This window comes from Lysinibacillus sp. S1 (assembly GCF_044986265.1).
Taxonomy (GTDB): Bacteria; Bacillota; Bacilli; order Bacillales_A; family Planococcaceae; genus Lysinibacillus; species Lysinibacillus capsici.
In genome coordinates, this window is record NZ_CP173154.1 from 4266492 (window position 1) to 4285064 (window position 18573).

Below are 18573 nucleotides of genomic sequence, written 5' to 3' on the forward strand. Positions count from 1 at the left end.
GGGGACAATAACATGGCATTAGCGTTAGAGCAAAATGACAAAATCCGTGAGATTGTCAACGGTAAACGTGTCATTACAAAAAAACCAGAGCTACTTGCACCAGCTGGTAGCTTAGAGAAATTAAAAATAGCTGTCCATTACGGAGCAGATGCTGTATTTATCGGTGGGCGAGAGTTTGGTCTACGATCGAATGCGGATAACTTTTCAATTGAAGAGATGCGTGAAGGTGTAGAATTTGCCAATCAATATGGTGCGAAAATATATGTAACAACAAATATTTTTGCCCACAATGAAAATATGGATGGCTTAGAGCGTTATTTAAAGGATATTGAATCAGTGGGCGTAACTGGTATTATTGTAGCAGACCCGCTCATTATTGAAACATGTCGTACAGCAGCACCTAAGCTTGAAATTCACCTTTCTACTCAGCAATCATTGTCCAACTGGAAGGCCGTGCAGTACTGGAAAGAAGAAGGTTTACATCGTGTTGTATTAGCACGTGAAGTGGGCGGAGAAGAAATGAAGCTGATGAAGGAAAAGGTCGACATTGAAATTGAGGCCTTTGTTCATGGAGCAATGTGTATTGCCTACTCTGGTCGTTGCGTTCTTTCTAATCATATGACGGCTCGTGACTCAAACCGAGGGGGATGCTGCCAATCATGCCGTTGGGACTACGATCTATATGAATTAGAAGATGGTGAAGAAAAAGCACTTTTCGATGAGAGTCATGCACCATTTGCGATGAGTCCAAAAGATTTAAAATTAATTGAAGCGATTCCTCATATGATTGAGCTAGGTATCGACTCGTTAAAAGTTGAAGGTCGTATGAAATCCATTCACTATGTAGCGACAGTTGTTTCTGTGTACCGTAAAGTGATTGATGCTTATTGTGCAGATCCTGATAATTTTAAAATTAAACGTGAATGGCTAGAGGAATTAGACAAATGTGCTAACCGTGATACGGCTGAAGCATTCTTCCATGATGCACCTGGCTTTGAGGAGCAGATGTTTGGTGTGCATGGTCGTAAAACAACCTATGAATTTGCTGGACTTATTTTAGAGCATGATCCAGAGACAAAAATAGTGACAATGCAACAGCGTAATTATTTTAAACCTGGTGACGAAGTAGAATTCTTTGGTCCTGAAATTGAGAATTTCCGTTTAACAATGGGTGAAATTTGGGACGAGGATGGCAATAGCCTAGATGCAGCTCGTCATCCATTACAAATTGTGAAATTTAAATGTGATACACCATTGAAGCCGCATAACATGATGCGAAAGGAGAATAACTAATGGCAGTGAAGCGCCCTGTTGTCATCGGAATCGCAGGTGGCTCATGCTCGGGAAAAACGAGTGTGACGCGCGCCATTTATGATGTTTTCCGTGAGCATTCTGTTGTGGTAATTGAACAAGATTTTTATTATAAGGATCAAAGTCATTTAACATTTGAAGAACGTTTAGGAACTAACTATGATCATCCGTTAGCTTTCGATAATGATTTATTAATTGAGCACATAAAAAAGTTGCTAGTGCGTCAACCAATTGAAAAACCTGTGTATGATTACGTCCAGCATACAAGGGCAGAAGAAGTTATACATGTTGAACCAGTAGATGTTATTATACTAGAAGGTATTCTAGTCCTTGAGGATGCTGATTTACGTGATTTAATGGATATTAAATTATTTGTGGATACAGATTCAGATTTACGTATTATTCGCCGTATTATGCGTGATATTAAAGAGCGTGGACGTACAACGGATTCGGTGATTGAGCAGTATTTATCAGCGGTTCGACCGATGCATAATTTATTTATTGAACCAACAAAACGTTATGCTGATATCATTATTCCTGAAGGTGGGGATAATGAGGTGGCGATTGATTTAATGGTAACGAAAATTAAAACTATTCTTGAAACCGACAACGTATTGTAATAAGATAGAGTGGTATTGACAATATTTACATGCATATTTTGAAAAAGCATGCATACTATTAGGTCAAAGCGTAATTTGAAAACGTTTAAAAATAATAAAATTCGATTAAATGCATCTTCCGTGCATTTAGTCGAGTTTTATGTTTTTATATTGAAGAAACAAGGAGTGAAGGACTTTGGCAAATGAAAAACAGTACCCTATGACAGCTGAGGGAAAACGTAAATTAGAAGAAGAATTAGTAAAATTAGAAACTGAAACACGAAAAGAAATCGTTGAACGCATTAAAATAGCACGTGATTTTGGAGATCTTTCTGAAAACGCTGAGTACGATTCTGCTAAAGAAGAACAAGCCTTTTTAGAAGGTCGTATTTCAACATTAAAATCAATGATTCGCAATGCAGTGATTATTTCTGAAGACGAGACAGATAACAGTGTAGTATCACTAGGGAAAACGGTTACATTCGTAGAAATCATCAATGGTAAGCCATCAACAGATGAAGAATCTTATACAATTGTTGGTTCTGCTGAGGCAGATCCTATGGAATTCCGTATTTCCAATGAATCACCGATTGCAAAAGGTCTACTTGGTCGTGCTGAAGGTGAAGAGGTTGTCGTTCAAACACCTGGCGGCGAAATGAAAGTGAAAATTGTCTCAATTAAATAATATGACTATGTACAAGCAGTTAGCCTTTGGCTGACTGCTTGTACCATTTTTAGCGTGATAACTATGTAGTAAAATAGTGAGTAGAATTATTTTGCAAGTGCTGTCGAACTTGATAGAATATTGCCTAGAGAGGGGGAGACATTATGAGTGAACGACAAACTCGAAGTGGTCGTCATTTGCAGCCATCTCGTAATAAAAAGCTAGATAAACTATTGAATGTTCTAATTGGTGTTGTGGTTGTACTCATTATTATCACAGCAACCTATGTGTTTAAATGGCAAGATGATGCAGATCAAGCAGTGAAAGAGGAACCCGTTCAAGAAGAACAGAGCGGTGATGATGAAAAAGAAGTAGAAAAAGAACCAACGGATGAAGAAAAAGAAGATCTTGCTGTAGAAGAAGATAAACCTTCAGAAGAAGAATCAGAACCTGAGACATCCCAGGAAGAACAAGGCACAGCAGAAGAATCAGCATCAGATAATCCTATTGTTGAGAAGGTCATCACGAATAAAAATTGGCAACCAACACCTACAACTCAAACAGGTCAGCATGTGTCTTCATATGACGACACGTCTGTAGACTGGGCTGAGAAAGTAGCAACAGTATCTACTGTGACAGGTATTGACCAAAGCAATATGATCATCTGGCGTATGCAAAATAATGGTGGTCCTAATTCATCCATTGCAACTGTTTCGACCAATGATAAATCTCAAATGTATCGTGTAAGCATGGAATGGGTTGATAATGAAGGGTGGAAGCCTGTGAAGCTAGAGCAACTAAATACATTAGAAGGCGCCTATTGACGAAAATCACTCTTTTGATTATTTTTAATAGAGTTGATAAAAGAAGGGAAGTAACAGTACATGAAAATTGCAGTAATTGGCGCAATGGAAGAGGAAGTGGAGCTTCTAAGAGCAGCATTAGACGATGCACACAGCACAACGATTGCAGGTAGTGAGTATACAACAGGAACTTTTGAAGGCAAGGAAGTCGTATTATTAAAAAGCGGTATTGGTAAAGTAAATGCTGCTATGTCTACGACAATTCTTTTACATGAGTTTAAACCAGATGTTGTCATTAATACAGGCTCTGCAGGTGGATATGATGAAGCTCTTGAGGTAGGCGCTGTCGTTATTTCTGATGAAGTTCGTCACCACGATGTGGATGTCACAATCTTTGGCTATGAAATTGGACAAATGGCTGGTATGCCAGCAGCATATAAATCAGATGAGAAATTGATGAAGGTAGCTGAGGAGGCTGTAAAGGCAGTTGGAGAGCACCAGTATGGCGTTGGTTTAATTTGCTCTGGGGATGCTTTTATGAATGATCCTGAACGTGTAGAGGCTGTTCGTCGCCATTTCCCTCAAATGAAAGCTGTAGAGATGGAAGCGGCTGCAGTTGCACAAGTTTGTTATCAATTTGCTACACCTTTTGTAGTCATTCGTGCATTATCAGATATTGCAGGTAAAGAATCGAATATTAGCTTTGATGAATTTTTACCAGTTGCTGCAAAACATTCGACACAAGTCGTATTAAAAGCAATTTCCTCACTATAAACTACACAGAATGGTCAAAATGTGTGGTTTATTCTGTGAGAAAAATCACAGTTGATACAAAAAACAAATGCTACACTGACATTAATAAATCTCTTCATAATAGAATGGGAGGCATTCATGATGTTATTTTTAACAGCAGGTGTAGTGATTATTACAACTTTAATAGGTACGTTGATTTCAGCAGAACTCTCTGAATCAGCACACTAGTATGACGGGAAAGCTCCTTTGCGACATAGTCATGTCGCAGGGGAGCTTTTTATATGCCATGAAATAGGCATATTCTTCCGTCATTGAAGGATTGAATTTTTTTCATAACCATTTTACAATATATTATTCAATAGTTTTTTGGTCTCGTTTATATAGTTGATAGAGTTTAATAAGTGCCCGTTTTTCAATGCGAGATACATAGCTACGTGAAATATTTAAGCGTGCTGCAATTTCCTTTTGCGTAAGTGCATCCTGTTGATTTAAGCCATAACGGAGTGTCACAATTTCGAGCTCACGTTCATCGAGCATATGCAAATAGTGGTATAGTTGTGCTACATGCTCTTTATGCTCTAGCTTCTCTGTGGCACTTTCTTCATCACACTGAAGTAAATCGCGAATTTGCAGTGCGTTCCCATCTTTATCAGTTCCAATCGGCTCAAATAGCGAAACGTCTTTTTGCACTTTCTTTTGGGTGCGTAGATGCATTAAAATCTCATTTTCAATGCAACGAGCTGCATATGTGGCAAGTCTAGTTTTTTTATCAGGGGTATAGCTCTCAACGGCTTTCATTAGTCCAATTGTTCCAATAGAAATATAATCATCGAGTTGCTCATGTTTTGGATGGAATTTTTTAACGACATGTGCGACAAGCCTCATATTACGTTCTATTAGATCAAGACGCGCCTGCTCATCGCCACCTAAAAATCGTTCAATACAAGCAGCTTCCTCTTCTTTTGAAAAGGGTTTATGGAATGTTTGCCCCTTTAAATAGCCAAGCAACGCAGGGATTTCAAGCCATAACTGCAACATCGATGTAAAAATTCCGCTCATTGAATGATTTCATCCTTTCCCCATTTTTCGACAGTATATGTTTAAAAGCCGTGGGAAATGAAAAAAGTGCAACAGCAAATGTGCTGTTACACTTTTTTTAACGTAAATGTACTAATCATGAGTAAAGCTAAAATGGGGAAAAGGAAAAGATAAAATGCCGGATGGAACGTATAAGCTGCGAAATACGTTAAAGTTAAGAACGTACCTGCGGCTGTAATTGGTAAACCTGTGAAATAACCGTTCGCTTCGCTAATATTGAAGCGAGCTAAACGCATCGCGCCACAGACGATAAATAATACGGCCATCATCATGCCGACAAAACCAAAATCAACTAGAACAACTTCATACATTAATAATGCAGGCGCCACACCAAATGATATAATATCACTCATAGAATCTAATTGTTTACCTAATTCTGACACTTGTCCGAGCGCTCTCGCTACCTTACCATCGTAGCGATCAAGAAGAGCTGCTATAAAGATAAACAAGACACTATAGCTATAGTATTCATGTAGAGTGGCCATAATAGCCGCGCCTCCAAAGGACATATTACTAATTGTTATGAAGTTAGCTGCGTGCGATTTCATTTTCTTAACCGTGGTATCCACCAACTTGTGATAAAAAAACAAGGGGGATCACTCCTTTGCACTTAAGATATTGTACCATTATACTTCGAATGCGAAAAAATTGACAGTCTAAATTAATGGATAGGGGTTTTACTGTATGAAAGAAAAACTATATCAACGCTTGATAGAACTAACGAATGGTAAGCAATCTTCCCATCTTTTGCAGACAATAGCAAAAGCGAAGTGGAGTAAACGTATAATACCAAGCTACATGAAGTTATACGATATTAACCTTGAAGAAGTTTCAAAAAAACAACAACAATTTTCATGTTTACATGATTTTTTTACAAGAGAACTTATTGAAGAAGCTCGACCTATTGAAAAAAATCCAACTGTCTATGCCAGCCCAGTGGACGCAAAAGTGGAATCCTTTGGACGTATTGAATGGGATATGACATTTCTTGTGAAGGGTAAGCCTTATGCATTACAAGATTTACTCGGCAATACAGAACGAGCTGCACAATATGCAGACGGACATTTTATTGTTTTTTATTTAAGTCCTGCTGATTACCATCGTATCCATAGCCCGATAGATGGAGAAGTCTTACGACAATATACACTTGGTCAGAAATCTTATCCTGTGAATCAGTTAGGTCTTACATACGGTAAAAAACCAATTTCTCATAATTATCGTTTAGTGACTGAGCTGAAAGCAGCAAATAATCAGCATGTTGCATTTATCAAAGTAGGTGCAACCTTTGTGAATTCCATTGTACTTACCAATACAACAACGAAATGGCAGAAAGGGCAGGAAGTTGGTTATTTCTCATTTGGTTCCACTGTTGTGATGCTGTTTGAAAAGGATACAATTAAATTTACGGATAATGTTGTAAAAGGAAGCCCAATTCGAATGGGTGAAGCCTTTGCAAATATGCTATAATGGTCGAATAATACGTTAAGATTAGGGGTCGCTATTTTGTATAATTTTTTATTACCGAACGAATTTGTGACGAATATTTTTGAAATTACGCCGGAAAAGTTACAAGAATTAGGGATTAGAGGAATCATTACGGATTTAGATAATACGCTTGTTGAATGGGATCGTCCAGATGCAACAGAAGAGCTAATCATTTGGTTACGCATTATGAAAGAATCAGGTATTCGTGTTATTATTGCGTCAAATAACAAGGAAGCTCGTGTAAAGCATTTTGCTGAGCCGTTAGGTATCCCTTATATTCACAAGGCGAAAAAGCCGCTTCGTAATGCTTTTTATAATGCACTGATTCAACTAGGCTTACGTCCAAATGAAGTAGTAATGGTAGGAGATCAACTCCTTACGGATGTAATGGGCGCAAATCGCTTAGGCTTACACACAGTGCTCGTGAAGCCTGTTGCACAATCAGATGGGCTTGTAACAAAATTGAATCGTTTCATTGAACGTCGCGTATTTAATGATTTGAAACGAAAAGGAATTATAACTTGGGAGGAACAAGAATGATTGAAATGCCAAATTGTATTGGCTGTGGTACAACAATTCAAACAGAAGATAAAACAGCAGTTGGGTATGCACCCCCATCATCATTAGAAAAGGATGTGGTCATTTGCCAGCGTTGCTTCCGTTTGAAAAATTACAATGAAATTCAACCAGTATCGTTAACAGATGACGATTTTTTACGTATTTTAAATGGTCTTGGCACACAGCAAGGCTTAATCGTAAAAATTGTTGATATATTTGATTTTAATGGAAGCTGGCTACCAGGGCTTCATCGTTTTGTAGGGAAGAATCCTGTCCTATTGATTGCCAACAAAGCTGATTTATTACCAAAGTCTGTGAAGCCAAAAAAAGTTATCAACTGGCTGAAACGTGAAGCAAAGGCTCTTGGACTACAGCCTATCGATGTCCTATTAGTCAGTGCCCATAAAGGCAAAGGGATGGCAGAAGCAATGGAAGCCATCGATGAATATCGTAAAGGACAAAATGTATATGTTGTTGGCTGTACAAATGTTGGAAAATCTACGTTCATTAACCGAATTATTAAGCAGGCAACAGGTGAGGGTGAAGTGATTACAACCTCACATTTCCCAGGTACTACTTTAGACATGATTGATATTCCATTGGATGATGGTAGTGCATTATATGATACGCCAGGTATTATTAATCATCATCAAATGGCTCATCATATTGATGCCAGTGAATTAAAATATATTATGCCGAAAAAAGAAATTAAGCCGAAAGTCTATCAACAAAATGCTGGGCAAACTCTATTTATTGGTGCATTAGCAAGATTTGATTTTATTCAGGGTGATCGTTCTGCCTTTACCATCCATGTGGCAAATGATTTACCAATTCATCGTACAAAGCTTGAGAAGGCAGATGCGTTATATGAAGAGCATAAAGGAGAATTATTGGCACCCCCAACTGCGGACTTTATCGACCAGTTACCGCCATTGGTTCGTCACGAATTTTCCATCAAAGAAGCGAAAACAGATGTAGTATTTTCTGGACTTGGCTGGATTACCGTTCAACATGCGAATGTAGTAGTAGCAGCTTACGCACCAAAAGGTGTACAAGTTTCAATTCGTCCTTCGCTGATCTAAATGGAGGACATAGTAGAGAGAGGGACTAGGAAATGAAGAAATGGTTTGCAGTTATGGGTGATCCAATTGAACATTCAAAATCACCTGCCATGCACAATGCTTGGTTTGAGGACATGTCAATTGATGCGACATATATTCCTTTACATGTAACGCCTGATCAATTAGAATCTGCTGTTGCTGGTTTGAAGACATTAGGGGCAAGTGGCTGGAACGTGACCATTCCTCATAAAACAGCAATCATTCCGTATCTAGACGAGCTAGATGAGCTGGCACAAAAAATGGGCGCAGTGAATACAGTCGTACGAACAACAGAAGGAAAGCTGAAAGGCTATAATACAGATGGTATTGGATTTGTTCGATCACTGGAAGAAGCCGTTGGGGTTTTTCATAAAGACAAGCCTGTATTACTTGTTGGTGCTGGAGGTGCTGCTCGAGGCATTGCCTTTGCTATGCAGCAACAAGGCTATCGTCATGTAACCATCGCCAATCGTACGGTGACGAATGCTCAAATGATTATTGATGAAATGGGTATGGGACGTGCCATTTCATTACAACAAGCGGAAGAAACGCTAGCTGATTTCAGCATTATTGTGCAAATGACATCAGCTGGCCTTTCCACGGGCAATTTTTCAATGCCATTTTCATTAGATCGGCTGATGAAAGAAGCAATTGTTGCGGATATTGTGTATAATCCATTAATGACGCCTTTTTTACAAGCGGCTGAAGAAAAAGGAGCAACGATTGTCACTGGCTTAGGAATGTTTGTCCATCAAGGAGCCATCGCTTTTGAACACTGGTTAGGAAACTATCCAAATACAAATTCAATGATTGCGCAACTGAAGGCGCAATTAGGAGGAAACTAATTTTTATGTTAACAGGTAAACAAAAACGTTTTTTACGTGCAGAAGCACACCATTTAACACCTATTTTCCAAGTGGGAAAAGGTGGCGTTAATGATGAAATGACAAAGCAAATTCGCGAGGCATTAGAAGTACGTGAATTGATTAAAGTACGTATTTTAGATAACTGTGAAGAGGATAAACATGAAGTCGCAGAAGCATTAGCCACAGGCGCTCATGCGGAGCTTGTCCAATTAATCGGTCTGACAGTTGTTTTATATAAAGAGTCACGCAATCATAAAAAGATTGTATTACCAAAAGTAACGAAATAAGGTGAGACGATGAAAAGGGTCGGTTTACTTGGAGGTACATTTAACCCACCACATTTGGGTCATCTTTTAATGGCAAATGAAGTATTTCATGCGCTAGAACTTGATGAAATCCGCTTTATGCCTAATGCCATCCCACCACATAAGCATGCACGTTTTGATGCTAGTAATGTTGAACGACTTGAAATGGTAAAACGTGCGATTCGTCCATTTCCTTATTTTTCAGTAGAGTCGTATGAGCTTGAGAAGGGTGGCGTATCCTATTCCTATGAGACACTTTCTGCATTGTGTAGAAGAGAGCCGAATGTGAAATTTTACTTTATCATCGGTGGCGATATGATTGATTCGCTACATACATGGCATTGTATAGATGATTTAGTGAAACTTGTTCAGTTTGTCGGAGTAAAGCGTCCAGGGACAGCCGCGGCAACAGAGTACCCTATACGTATGGTGGAAATACCTCAAATCGATTTATCGTCCACACTGATTCGTGAACGCCTGGCTACAGGAGGAACGGTGACATTTCTACTACCAGAAGCTGTAGAGACGTTCATACGAGAGGAAGGTCTTTATGGAACGCGAACAGTATTTAGCGGTGATTAAGCCAAGAATGCCTGAAAAACGTTATATTCATACAGTCGGAGTGATGGAAACGGCCATCAACCTAGCTCATAAATATGGCGAGGACGTAAAAAAAGCTGAAACAGCAGCTATCCTCCATGATATTGCTAAATATGCTGATATTGAGTGGATGGAAAATATCGTTCGTGATGAAAAATTAGATGAAAGACTAATTGGATGGGGTAGTGAATTACTACATGGTCCAGTAGGTGCATATATAGCACAAAGTGAGTTTGGTATCACAGACGAAGAGCTGTTGAATGCTATTCGTTTCCATACAACTGGGCGGGCTAATATGAGCCGTTTAGAAAAAATTATTTTTGTCGCAGATATGATTGAACCGAACCGTCGATTTGATGGAGTTGATCGTCTGCGCAAAAAAGCACAAAAAAATTTGGATAAGGCGATGAGTGCATGTGTACGCCATACTTTGGCATTTTTAATTGACACAAAGCAGCCGATTTATCCTTTATCTATAGAATGTTATAACGATATGATGAACAGAGAGGATAGTGAAGGATGACTTCAACTTTATTACAAGCAGCGTACAAAGCAATTGACGACAAACATGGTGAGGATATTGTCGTTTTAAATATGCAAGGAATTTCCCTTTTAGCAGATTATTTTATTATTGCTCATGGTAACTCAGATCGCCAAGTGCAAGCCATTGCACGCGAATTACAGGATGTAGCTGAACAACAAGGCTATGAAATTCGCCGTGTCGAAGGATTTGATGGAGCTCGTTGGGTACTAGTTGACCTAGGCGATGTTGTGGCACATGTATTCCATAAGGATGAGCGTGCTTATTATAATTTAGAGCGTCTTTGGGGCGATGCACCGCAACTAGACATGCCAGAGGCCTGAGTGAGTTACGAACGCTTTGCTCATGTCTATGATGAGCTGCAAACGGATATTCCTTACAATCTTTATGTAGATTGGGTTGTACAGCATGCACCAAGCAGCCAGTACCCAAAACTGTTGGATATTGGTTGTGGCACTGGTGTACTTAGCTTGTTATTTGCAAAGTCTGGTTATCAAGTCAGTGGAATCGATTTATCAGAAGAGATGCTGTCCATTGCCGCAGAACGCTTTGCTGGTGCAGGCTACCATGCACCATTATACTGTATGTCTATGGTCGAACTAGATGGCTTTGAGGAAATCGATGTTGTCACAATCACAATTGATTCCTTGAATTATGTGGTAGAGGAGCACTCTGTTTATACGACGTTAGAACGTATCTATGCGGCGTTGCGTGATGGAGGTCAGCTGTTTTTTGATGTTCACTCGTTATTTAAAATGAATGAGATTTTTTTAGATGGTCCGTTCACGTATGATGATGGTGACATTAGTTATATATGGCATACGGAGCCTGCCGACTTTGAACATTCGGTTATTCATCAAATGACCTTTTATGTACGAGATGACGCAAGTGAATTATATGAACGCTTTGATGAGGAGCACGTGCAACGTACTTACACTATCGAGCAGTATATGGCTTGGTTGCATGCCATCGGTTTTAGTCATGTGGAAATTACAGCAGACTTTACAGATGAGGCACCTGACGAGGAAAGTGAACGCATTTTTATTCGTGCGCTGAAATAAAGAAAAGGGAGCTACACTGTGTAATACGCAGTGTGGCTTTTTTGATGGATAGAAAAGCTAAAGTAGTGGATAGAAAGATTAAAGTAGCGGATAGAACACTTAAACAGGCGGATAAAGAGGCTAAATTGTCGGATAAAACTGGATATAACTAAGAAGATAGCTCTCTTCAACAGGTAAATTGAAACTTCTGACGTTTTTTTATCATTTTCAACCACCCATCCATAGTGTAAGATATATATAACTCCATATGATGACCTTTCGCAAGGAAAGGATGGTACTGTGCTACAATCTTTATGGCAAAAGTACAAAAAAAGTATGTTATTCCCCAGCATACTAGTCGTCAGTGGACTTTGTTACTTCTATTTTTCGAGTTCTGACTCTTCACCTCCCCAAGAAGAGCTCATCGAAACAATCCAACCTATTGAAGAAAAAAATTTGAGTGAATCTGCTGAGGAAGCGGTTATGCAGCAGGTATTTGTGGAAATAAAGGGTGCTGTAATGTATCCAGGCGTTTATGAACTTGAGCAAGACCAACGTATAAAAGATGTTGTACAGCTTGCTGGTGGCTATACAGAGAATGCTGACACACAATTTATCAATCATGCCCAAAAGGTACAGGATGAAATGGTAATCTATATTCCTATCATGGGCGAACAGCTAGAGGAAGGAGCCTCTTCTTTGTTAACGTTACCTACTGAGACTAATAAGGAGCAAAAGATTAATATCAATAAAGCTGATGTAGCAACGTTAGCAACATTGCCAGGAATCGGTCCTTCTAAAGCACAAAGTATCCTTACGTATCGAGAGGAAAATGGGCAGTTTCAAACCATAGATGACTTAAAAAATGTTAGTGGTATTGGTGATAAAACATTTGAAAAGCTAAAGGATGCGATTACTGTAAAGTAATGCTTTTACAGGATGGTATATTGACGCCCCTTTTCTAAAAGGGCTACACTATAGTAGAAAAGCAAGAGAAAGTTAATTAGTTAGACAATTTTTGGAGGTAGTCATATGGAGCGAATTACTTGGGATCAATTTTTTATGGCACAAAGCCATTTACTCGCATTACGTAGTACATGTACAAGACTAGCTGTAGGAGCAACTGTTGTACGGGACAAACGCATCATTGCAGGTGGTTATAACGGTTCCATTACAGGGGACGAGCATTGTATCGAAAAAGGGTGCTATGTGGTTGATAATCATTGCGTCCGTACCGTGCATGCTGAAATGAATGCCTTACTGCAATGTGCTAAATATGGAACACCGACAAAAGGTGCTGATTTGTATGTAACACATTTTCCATGTTTACCATGTACAAAATCTATCATTCAAGCTGGCATAGAACGTGTGTATTACGCAACAGATTATAAAAATAATCCATATGCACAGGAGTTATTTGCAAAAGCTGGAGTGGAAGTAGTTCATGTACCCTTTGATGAACGTAAAATTGATTTTTTACGAGATGACAAACTAGCTTTGTATACAGAAATGCTGCACGAGCTTCGCGAGAGTGGGGTATCTGCTGAAAAATTGCTCCCATATGAACAGAAGGTGAGTGCATTATTTGGCATCAAGCTTTAAAGCATAGATGGATTATGGTAGCTCTTGCTGTATTGATAGCTGCTATTGCAGTATACAAATCAGCATGGCTACTCATTTTTTTACTGCTACTAGTCCTGTGGCTCACCATAAAAGGTGAGTCACGTTTTCTTGCAATTTTTGTGCTAACTAGTGGTCTACTAACTTATTTTTTCCTTTCTATCAATCATCTGACGGAACCTTCCCCTTTACCGTCAACCTTCCCTATAACTTGGTCAAGTGACTATAAAATAAACGGGCAAAAACTCCGTGGGTTTGCTACAACAACAAATGGCCAAAAACTTTACGTAGTTTATACTTTTTCCTCGGAACAAGAGAAAAATTTTTATGAAAATACCTCATTAACTGGAATGACGTATTCTGCAAAAGGTGAACTCGTGACTCCCTCTCCATCTGCACATGCTTATGCCTTTTCCATGTCAAACTATTTAACGAGCAAAGGAGCAACAGGCGTTGTTGAAATCACGAATTGGCATTATGTAGGAAAACGAACCTCCATCTTCACTATTCTTGCCGAAGTAAGACACAAAATGAAAAAGCATATAGAGAGGACTTTTCCAAAATCACTTGTAGCAGAGGCTCAAGCACTTTTAATAGGGGTGCAAGATCAGATGGAGGATGAACTGCAGCGTGCCTATCAAAAGCTTGGTATTACCCATTTATTTGCGATTTCTGGGCTACATGTCGCGCTGATGTCTTGGCTCTTTTTTGAAGGATTACTTAGAATAAGAGTTCGCAAGGAAATGGCTACTATCGTGCTATTGATCCTCTTACCGGTTTATGGAGTTATTGCAGGGGGAGCACCTTCCGTATGGCGTGCTGTTTCTGTAGTAGAATTGATGATGTTACTGCGCTTTTTTAAGTGGGTTCTTTCGATCGATGATGCATTAGCTATTAGCTTTATAGGCTTTGTTTTGCTTGAGCCAGGTGTTATTTTCCAAATTGGTTTCCAGCTATCCTATTTAGCAACCGCTAGTCTTCTTTATTCTGGTATTATTTTTAAGCAGACAAGAACTTGGCTAGGTCGTTCTTTTTTTATCACATTCGTGTGCCAACTGCTCGTTTACCCACTATTACTCCATCATTTTTATGAATTATCTTTATCCTCGTTTTTTGTCAATATTGTTTTTGTTCCACTGTTTTCCTTTATTATATTACCCTTTAACATGATTGCCTTTGTGCTATCTTATCTTTCTTTACCACTTGCTAATGTCCTATTTGTTGGTTATGAACCGCTGCGTAATTGGCTGACCGAAGTAATCTTTTATATGCAAGAGCTTCCTTGGCAATTATGGTCACCAGGCAAACCATCTATTTGGCTGAGCTGCGTGGCGATGTTAAGTGTTTTAGTAAGTTTCTATTATTTGGAAATAAAAAGATTCAGGAAAGCTATTTTGATCCTTGTCATCCCTGTTATTTGGATTCATTTGGCACCCATGTTGTATAACGAAACAAAGATTACCTTCTTAAATGTAGGGCAAGGAGATAGTATTGTCATTGAATTGCCTTTTAGACGAGCTGTCTATGTTATAGATACAGGTGGAGTATTGCGCTTTGAGCAGGAATCGTGGAAGAAAGCAGATAGTCCATATGAGGTAGGGAAGCAAGTTGTCGTCCCATTTTTAAAAGGCAAGGGAATACGAACTATCGATATTTTTATTGCTTCGCATGCAGACGCAGATCATATTGAAGGAGCAGAGGAAGTCTTACAAGAGATTAACATGAAGGAAATACACGTTACACCTGGTTCATTGAATGAGCCTTTAATGGATGATTTATTGCGAGAAGCAAATAAGCGACATATTCCTATTAAAGAAAAAATGAAGGGGACTTCGTGGCATGTAGGGGATACAGATTTTTATTACTTATGGCCTGATGACGCCTTGTATGAGGGTAATGATGATTCTCTTGTCCTGTACATGCAGCAAAAGGCGTTTACAGCGTTATTTACAGGGGATTTGGAGCAATATGGCGAACAACAGCTGATCAAGCGTTATGGACCTTTATTGGCCAATCTCACATTGCTGAAGGCAGGGCATCATGGGAGTAAGACATCAAGCACAGAAGCTTTTGTCGAGCTGCTACAGCCCCAATTAACGGTTTTTAGTGCAGGTCTCCATAATCGTTATGGTCATCCACATGAAGAAGTAGTACAACGTTTTGTCAGTAGAGATTTAGTGACATGGACAACAGGGGTGAATGGATCAATCGAAATACGTATTCGTGATAATCGCTGGTCCGTTAGCGTAAATGAAAAGGGCCTTGTCCAATGACCAAGGCCCTTCTCCTGCATAAGTCCAATTACTGTGATACAAATTCTACTATAGTTGCAATAATAAACATAAGCGTGAAAACGCCAAATGATACACCGAAGCCAACACCAGAATCGATAGCATCGTTACGTCGACATTGTATGTTTTTTCCTTCAAATGGATTCATTGTTATCCCTCCAATTCTGTTATTTATTATAAGACAACATGGTCATAAAAGCTATATCGAAAAGGTGATTTCCCTGTCTGGCAAGGAATCGACACAATTCGGTCAAAGACACAAAGGACTATGAAATCATGTATACTAATAGTATTGCTAGATGGAGGGGAAATTATGATTTCAACGGTTTGGAATACAATAAAAAAAGGTGAGCTTGCACCAGTATATTTGCTTGTTGGTGAAGAAAGCTATTTTATAGATGAAACCATTAAACGTTTAAAAGAGGCATTGGGTCCAGAAGAAGATCTGGAGATGTCCACATTTGATTTAGAAGAAGTACCAGTAGATGCAGTCATGGATGAAGCAGATACCATTCCTTTTTTCTCAGAACGTAAGCTTATTATTGCTAAAAATGCTTCGTTTTTAAAAGCAACCGAGAAAGGGAAGGAAAAAATCGATCATGATGTGAAACGATTGGAAACATGGTTGTCGAATCCTTCTGATTTTTCCGTAACGGTTTTTATTGCTCCTTATGAAAAATTGGATGAGCGCAAAAAAGTAACTAAAATGATGAAAGAGCATGCATTATTTGTACAAGCAGAAACACCAAAAGAGCAGGATTTAGCCGTATGGATTCAAGGCATTGTCAAAACACAAGGTAATAGCATTACACAAGATGCTATTGAATTGCTTGTTACGATGGTCGGAGCCAACATGCTACAATTACAGATGGAAATTGACAAGCTAACCCTTTATTTAGGTGATGGTGGCGAAATTACAACTTCTTTAGTGGAGGATTTGGTGGCAAAAACATTAGAGCAAGATGCCTTTAAAATGCTTAACGCATATTTGGCAAATGACTCTGTCGGAGCCTTGTCTATCTATCATGATTTATTGCGACAAAAACAAGAACCTATTATGTTAGTGGGCTTGCTAGCATCCAATGTTCGTACCATGTCAAATGTTTTTTATTTATTGAAAAAAGGTTATCACCCTCAACAAATCGCTAAAAATTTAAAAATTCATCCGTATCGCGTCAAACTTATGATTGAGCAACGGCATCGGCCTTCAGAAGAAAATTTGCTTCGGGCATTATATCAATTAGCAGAGGTTGATTTACAGCTAAAATCGTCTGGTGGAAATCGAGAGCGCTATCTAGAGCTATTTTTATTGCGCCAACTATAGGCAAAGAAAGCTGTCTAATAAGGACAGCTTTTTATGTTCTCTATAAAATTAAAAAGATCAGCTACTCCTAATAGAGTATCTGATCCTTTAAACAATTACGCTTTTTTAGCAAGGCGAGACTTTTTACGAGCCGCCGCGTTTTTGTGGATAAGTCCTTTTGAAGCTGCTTTATCTAAAGATTTGAAAGCTGCTTGTAAAAGTTCTTGTTTGTTTTCAGCGTTAGCAGCAACAGCGTTTTCAGCTTTTTTCACTGTAGTACGCATTGCAGATTTAGCTTGAGAATTAGCAATGTTAGCTTTTTCGTTAACTTTTACGCGTTTAATCGCAGATTTAATGTTTGGCATATATTTCACCTCCTAAATTAGGTACGAGATGATATCTTCTCATTGATTTCTTGTGTCAATACAACAAAAATCATTTTAACAAACGCTTGGCCAAATTGCAATAGATAAATGCAAAGAATATTTACTTGACAGTTTGAACAAACTACAGCTTGAGGTGAACTGTATGCAAAATTTTAATTGGCAACGAACAGATTTAATCGATGAATCAGAAGAGGTAGTTGTCCATCAGACCAAAGAGCAAAAAGAAAAGCTTGAACAATCAAGTGGCATTCAAATTGAAGATCGGAATGCTGGTAGAGTAAAAATTACAGATGTTCTTGTAGATGCTGAAGGGGAAAAGCAAATTGGTAAAAAAGAAGGGCAGTATATTACCCTTTCTGTCCCAACACTAACATTAGAAGATCAAGAAGGCTTTGCACAACTTGAACAAGAATTGCTTGTAAATTTCAAAAAAATGCATGACGCACTTTCTTGGCAAGAAGACGATAAAATTTTAATAGTCGGTTTAGGAAATCGCACTATTACCCCCGATGCAATAGGTCCCTATTTAATTGACCATTTGCATAGTTTAGATGTCATTGATGAAAAATTTGTCATGTATGCTCCTGGTGTAACAGGACAAACAGGTTACGAAACAGGTGAGTTTGTGGCTGCTATTGCTGAACGTCTGCAACCAAAATTAATCATTGTAGTAGATGCACTTGCTACAAGAGCGAGTAATCGACTCTGTAAAACGATTCAATTAACAGATACAGGCATACATCCAGGTTCAGGAGTAGGCAATCAACGGCAAGAGATTTCCTATGAGATGCTTGGCATTCCCGTAACAGCAATAGGGATCCCTACTGTAGTAGATGCACCTGTATTAATTGCGGATGCGGTAGAAACTATGCTGCGTTCGATAGCTGCTCGTGTGGCTGAACGCAGTAAACCGTCATCAAAGCTTTCATTATCCTCATGGCAACCAGATATCAACAAGGAACTGGATATGACATTAGTACAACCTATATTTGGAGAATGGGCGACATGGACGAAAGAGGAGCGGCAGCAGCTGTTTGAGGAAACCTTCGCTGGCTCCCACACACAACTGATGGTTACACCAAAAGAAGCAGACTATTGGATTGATCGCTATGCAAAATTAGTGGCTTCTATGCTAATGAATTGGGCAAGTGATTTATAAAATAATGAAGAAACAACGCTTAGAGTAGTCCTTCTAAAACACGCTTATTTATGCGTAAAACAAGAAATTTATTTTCGTTCTAATTAACATC

Annotated in this window: 24 protein-coding genes; 20 read left to right on the forward strand and 4 right to left on the reverse strand. The window is 38.8% G+C overall.

Translation table 11 applies throughout. The annotated features are described in order from the left end of the window. Nucleotides 1–12 precede the first annotated feature (12 nt). From ACHZEU_RS21380 to ACHZEU_RS21405, 6 genes are all read left to right on the forward strand, one after another. Complete coding sequence (locus ACHZEU_RS21380) at nt 13–1293, forward strand: U32 family peptidase (RefSeq protein WP_054550066.1); 1281 nt, start codon at nt 13–15, stop codon at nt 1291–1293. Beyond that, entirely contained in the window at nt 1293–1931 is a 639-nt protein-coding gene (gene udk, locus ACHZEU_RS21385; RefSeq protein WP_004226858.1) for a uridine kinase, read from the forward strand. Before ACHZEU_RS21380 ends, udk begins: the two co-directional genes overlap by 1 nt. A gap of 175 nt (nt 1932–2106) precedes the next feature. Continuing rightward, nucleotides 2107–2595 carry a transcription elongation factor GreA gene (gene greA / locus ACHZEU_RS21390; protein ID WP_016994160.1) on the forward strand — a complete coding sequence of 163 codons (489 nt, stop codon included), beginning with the start codon at nt 2107–2109 and terminating at the stop codon, nt 2593–2595. 143 nt (nt 2596–2738) lie between these two features. Then, nucleotides 2739–3398: a YrrS family protein gene (locus ACHZEU_RS21395; protein ID WP_048392147.1), complete on the forward strand. Its 660-nt coding sequence runs from the start codon at nt 2739–2741 to the stop codon at nt 3396–3398. A 60-nt stretch (nt 3399–3458) separates the two neighbouring features. Then, nucleotides 3459–4151, forward strand: coding sequence for a 5'-methylthioadenosine/S-adenosylhomocysteine nucleosidase (gene mtnN / locus ACHZEU_RS21400; RefSeq protein WP_016994157.1), 693 nt, complete (start codon nt 3459–3461; stop codon nt 4149–4151). A gap of 51 nt (nt 4152–4202) precedes the next feature. Continuing rightward, complete coding sequence (locus ACHZEU_RS21405) at nt 4203–4358, forward strand: hypothetical protein (protein WP_026023469.1); 156 nt, start codon at nt 4203–4205, stop codon at nt 4356–4358. A 123-nt stretch (nt 4359–4481) separates the two neighbouring features. Here the strand turns inward: ACHZEU_RS21405 and sigK are convergent, their stop codons facing one another. Both sigK and pssA read right to left on the reverse strand, forming a co-directional pair. Next, a complete protein-coding gene (gene sigK / locus ACHZEU_RS21410) occupies nt 4482–5189 on the reverse strand; it encodes an RNA polymerase sporulation sigma factor SigK (protein WP_004226867.1) in 708 nt (235 codons plus the stop codon). A gap of 86 nt (nt 5190–5275) precedes the next feature. Continuing rightward, nucleotides 5276–5713 carry a CDP-diacylglycerol--serine O-phosphatidyltransferase gene (gene pssA, locus ACHZEU_RS21415; protein ID WP_004226869.1) on the reverse strand — a complete coding sequence of 146 codons (438 nt, stop codon included), beginning with the start codon at nt 5711–5713 and terminating at the stop codon, nt 5276–5278. 199 nt (nt 5714–5912) lie between these two features. Between pssA and ACHZEU_RS21420 the strand changes: the two genes are divergently transcribed. The 12 genes from ACHZEU_RS21420 (at nt 5913) to ACHZEU_RS21475 (ending at nt 15616) form a co-directional block, all read left to right on the forward strand. After that, entirely contained in the window at nt 5913–6695 is a 783-nt protein-coding gene (locus tag ACHZEU_RS21420; RefSeq protein WP_048392148.1) for a phosphatidylserine decarboxylase, read from the forward strand. 36 nt (nt 6696–6731) lie between these two features. Continuing rightward, nucleotides 6732–7253, forward strand: a complete 522-nt coding sequence (locus ACHZEU_RS21425) for a YqeG family HAD IIIA-type phosphatase (protein WP_016994153.1) — start codon at nt 6732–6734, stop codon at nt 7251–7253. After that, nucleotides 7250–8353 (forward strand): ribosome biogenesis GTPase YqeH, encoded by a 1104-nt coding sequence (yqeH, locus tag ACHZEU_RS21430; RefSeq protein ID WP_131520521.1) that lies wholly within the window; start codon nt 7250–7252, stop codon nt 8351–8353. Before ACHZEU_RS21425 ends, yqeH begins: the two co-directional genes overlap by 4 nt. A gap of 32 nt (nt 8354–8385) precedes the next feature. Beyond that, nucleotides 8386–9216, forward strand: coding sequence for a shikimate dehydrogenase (gene aroE, locus ACHZEU_RS21435; RefSeq protein WP_131520522.1), 831 nt, complete (start codon nt 8386–8388; stop codon nt 9214–9216). A gap of 5 nt (nt 9217–9221) precedes the next feature. Continuing rightward, complete coding sequence (gene yhbY, locus ACHZEU_RS21440; protein ID WP_048392151.1) at nt 9222–9524, forward strand: ribosome assembly RNA-binding protein YhbY; 303 nt, start codon at nt 9222–9224, stop codon at nt 9522–9524. A gap of 9 nt (nt 9525–9533) precedes the next feature. Next, entirely contained in the window at nt 9534–10124 is a 591-nt protein-coding gene (locus ACHZEU_RS21445) for a nicotinate-nucleotide adenylyltransferase (protein ID WP_103118468.1), read from the forward strand. Then, nucleotides 10093–10665, forward strand: a complete 573-nt coding sequence (gene yqeK, locus ACHZEU_RS21450; protein WP_103118467.1) for a bis(5'-nucleosyl)-tetraphosphatase (symmetrical) YqeK — start codon at nt 10093–10095, stop codon at nt 10663–10665. Before ACHZEU_RS21445 ends, yqeK begins: the two co-directional genes overlap by 32 nt. Next, nucleotides 10662–11006: a ribosome silencing factor gene (rsfS, locus tag ACHZEU_RS21455; RefSeq protein ID WP_004226890.1), complete on the forward strand. Its 345-nt coding sequence runs from the start codon at nt 10662–10664 to the stop codon at nt 11004–11006. Before yqeK ends, rsfS begins: the two co-directional genes overlap by 4 nt. After that, nucleotides 11007–11744, forward strand: a complete 738-nt coding sequence (locus ACHZEU_RS21460; protein WP_115674130.1) for a class I SAM-dependent methyltransferase — start codon at nt 11007–11009, stop codon at nt 11742–11744. 279 nt (nt 11745–12023) lie between these two features. Then, nucleotides 12024–12650: a helix-hairpin-helix domain-containing protein gene (locus ACHZEU_RS21465; RefSeq protein ID WP_066036470.1), complete on the forward strand. Its 627-nt coding sequence runs from the start codon at nt 12024–12026 to the stop codon at nt 12648–12650. Nucleotides 12651–12755: 105 nt separating this feature from the next. Beyond that, a complete protein-coding gene (locus tag ACHZEU_RS21470) occupies nt 12756–13325 on the forward strand; it encodes a ComE operon protein 2 (RefSeq protein WP_004226897.1) in 570 nt (189 codons plus the stop codon). Between the two features lie 368 nt (nt 13326–13693). Continuing rightward, on the forward strand, nt 13694–15616 hold the full coding sequence (locus tag ACHZEU_RS21475) for a DNA internalization-related competence protein ComEC/Rec2 (RefSeq protein ID WP_227744897.1): 1923 nt from the start codon (nt 13694–13696) through the stop codon (nt 15614–15616). Between the two features lie 28 nt (nt 15617–15644). Here the strand turns inward: ACHZEU_RS21475 and ACHZEU_RS21480 are convergent, their stop codons facing one another. Then, a complete protein-coding gene (locus ACHZEU_RS21480) occupies nt 15645–15782 on the reverse strand; it encodes a YqzM family protein (RefSeq protein ID WP_004226902.1) in 138 nt (45 codons plus the stop codon). A 165-nt stretch (nt 15783–15947) separates the two neighbouring features. Here ACHZEU_RS21480 and holA point away from each other — a divergent pair, with 165 nt between their 5' ends. After that, nucleotides 15948–16958: a DNA polymerase III subunit delta gene (gene holA / locus ACHZEU_RS21485; RefSeq protein WP_048392157.1), complete on the forward strand. Its 1011-nt coding sequence runs from the start codon at nt 15948–15950 to the stop codon at nt 16956–16958. Nucleotides 16959–17053: 95 nt separating this feature from the next. On the opposite strand, the gene rpsT is transcribed toward holA, so the two are convergent. Beyond that, nucleotides 17054–17302, reverse strand: a complete 249-nt coding sequence (gene rpsT, locus ACHZEU_RS21490) for a 30S ribosomal protein S20 (RefSeq protein WP_004226906.1) — start codon at nt 17300–17302, stop codon at nt 17054–17056. 163 nt (nt 17303–17465) lie between these two features. Here rpsT and gpr point away from each other — a divergent pair, with 163 nt between their 5' ends. Further along, a complete protein-coding gene (gpr, locus tag ACHZEU_RS21495) occupies nt 17466–18482 on the forward strand; it encodes a GPR endopeptidase (RefSeq protein WP_066036467.1) in 1017 nt (338 codons plus the stop codon). The last annotated feature ends 91 nt before the right edge of the window (nt 18483–18573 follow it).

Coding starts and splice junctions, on each gene's coding strand:
- ACHZEU_RS21380 (WP_054550066.1), top strand. CDS start 13: ATGGCATTAGCGTTAGAGCAAAATGACAAAATCCGTGAGATTGTCAAC.
- udk (WP_004226858.1), top strand. CDS start 1,293: ATGGCAGTGAAGCGCCCTGTTGTCATCGGAATCGCAGGTGGCTCATGC.
- ACHZEU_RS21395 (WP_048392147.1), top strand. CDS start 2,739: ATGAGTGAACGACAAACTCGAAGTGGTCGTCATTTGCAGCCATCTCGT.
- mtnN (WP_016994157.1), top strand. CDS start 3,459: ATGAAAATTGCAGTAATTGGCGCAATGGAAGAGGAAGTGGAGCTTCTA.
- sigK (WP_004226867.1), bottom strand. CDS start 5,189: ATGAGCGGAATTTTTACATCGATGTTGCAGTTATGGCTTGAAATCCCT.
- pssA (WP_004226869.1), bottom strand. CDS start 5,713: ATGGCCACTCTACATGAATACTATAGCTATAGTGTCTTGTTTATCTTT.
- ACHZEU_RS21420 (WP_048392148.1), top strand. CDS start 5,913: ATGAAAGAAAAACTATATCAACGCTTGATAGAACTAACGAATGGTAAG.
- yqeH (WP_131520521.1), top strand. CDS start 7,250: ATGATTGAAATGCCAAATTGTATTGGCTGTGGTACAACAATTCAAACA.
- aroE (WP_131520522.1), top strand. CDS start 8,386: ATGAAGAAATGGTTTGCAGTTATGGGTGATCCAATTGAACATTCAAAA.
- yhbY (WP_048392151.1), top strand. CDS start 9,222: ATGTTAACAGGTAAACAAAAACGTTTTTTACGTGCAGAAGCACACCAT.
- ACHZEU_RS21445 (WP_103118468.1), top strand. CDS start 9,534: ATGAAAAGGGTCGGTTTACTTGGAGGTACATTTAACCCACCACATTTG.
- yqeK (WP_103118467.1), top strand. CDS start 10,093: ATGGAACGCGAACAGTATTTAGCGGTGATTAAGCCAAGAATGCCTGAA.
- rsfS (WP_004226890.1), top strand. CDS start 10,662: ATGACTTCAACTTTATTACAAGCAGCGTACAAAGCAATTGACGACAAA.
- ACHZEU_RS21470 (WP_004226897.1), top strand. CDS start 12,756: ATGGAGCGAATTACTTGGGATCAATTTTTTATGGCACAAAGCCATTTA.
- ACHZEU_RS21475 (WP_227744897.1), top strand. CDS start 13,694: ATGACGTATTCTGCAAAAGGTGAACTCGTGACTCCCTCTCCATCTGCA.
- ACHZEU_RS21480 (WP_004226902.1), bottom strand. CDS start 15,782: ATGAATCCATTTGAAGGAAAAAACATACAATGTCGACGTAACGATGCT.
- holA (WP_048392157.1), top strand. CDS start 15,948: ATGATTTCAACGGTTTGGAATACAATAAAAAAAGGTGAGCTTGCACCA.
- rpsT (WP_004226906.1), bottom strand. CDS start 17,302: ATGCCAAACATTAAATCTGCGATTAAACGCGTAAAAGTTAACGAAAAA.
- gpr (WP_066036467.1), top strand. CDS start 17,466: ATGCAAAATTTTAATTGGCAACGAACAGATTTAATCGATGAATCAGAA.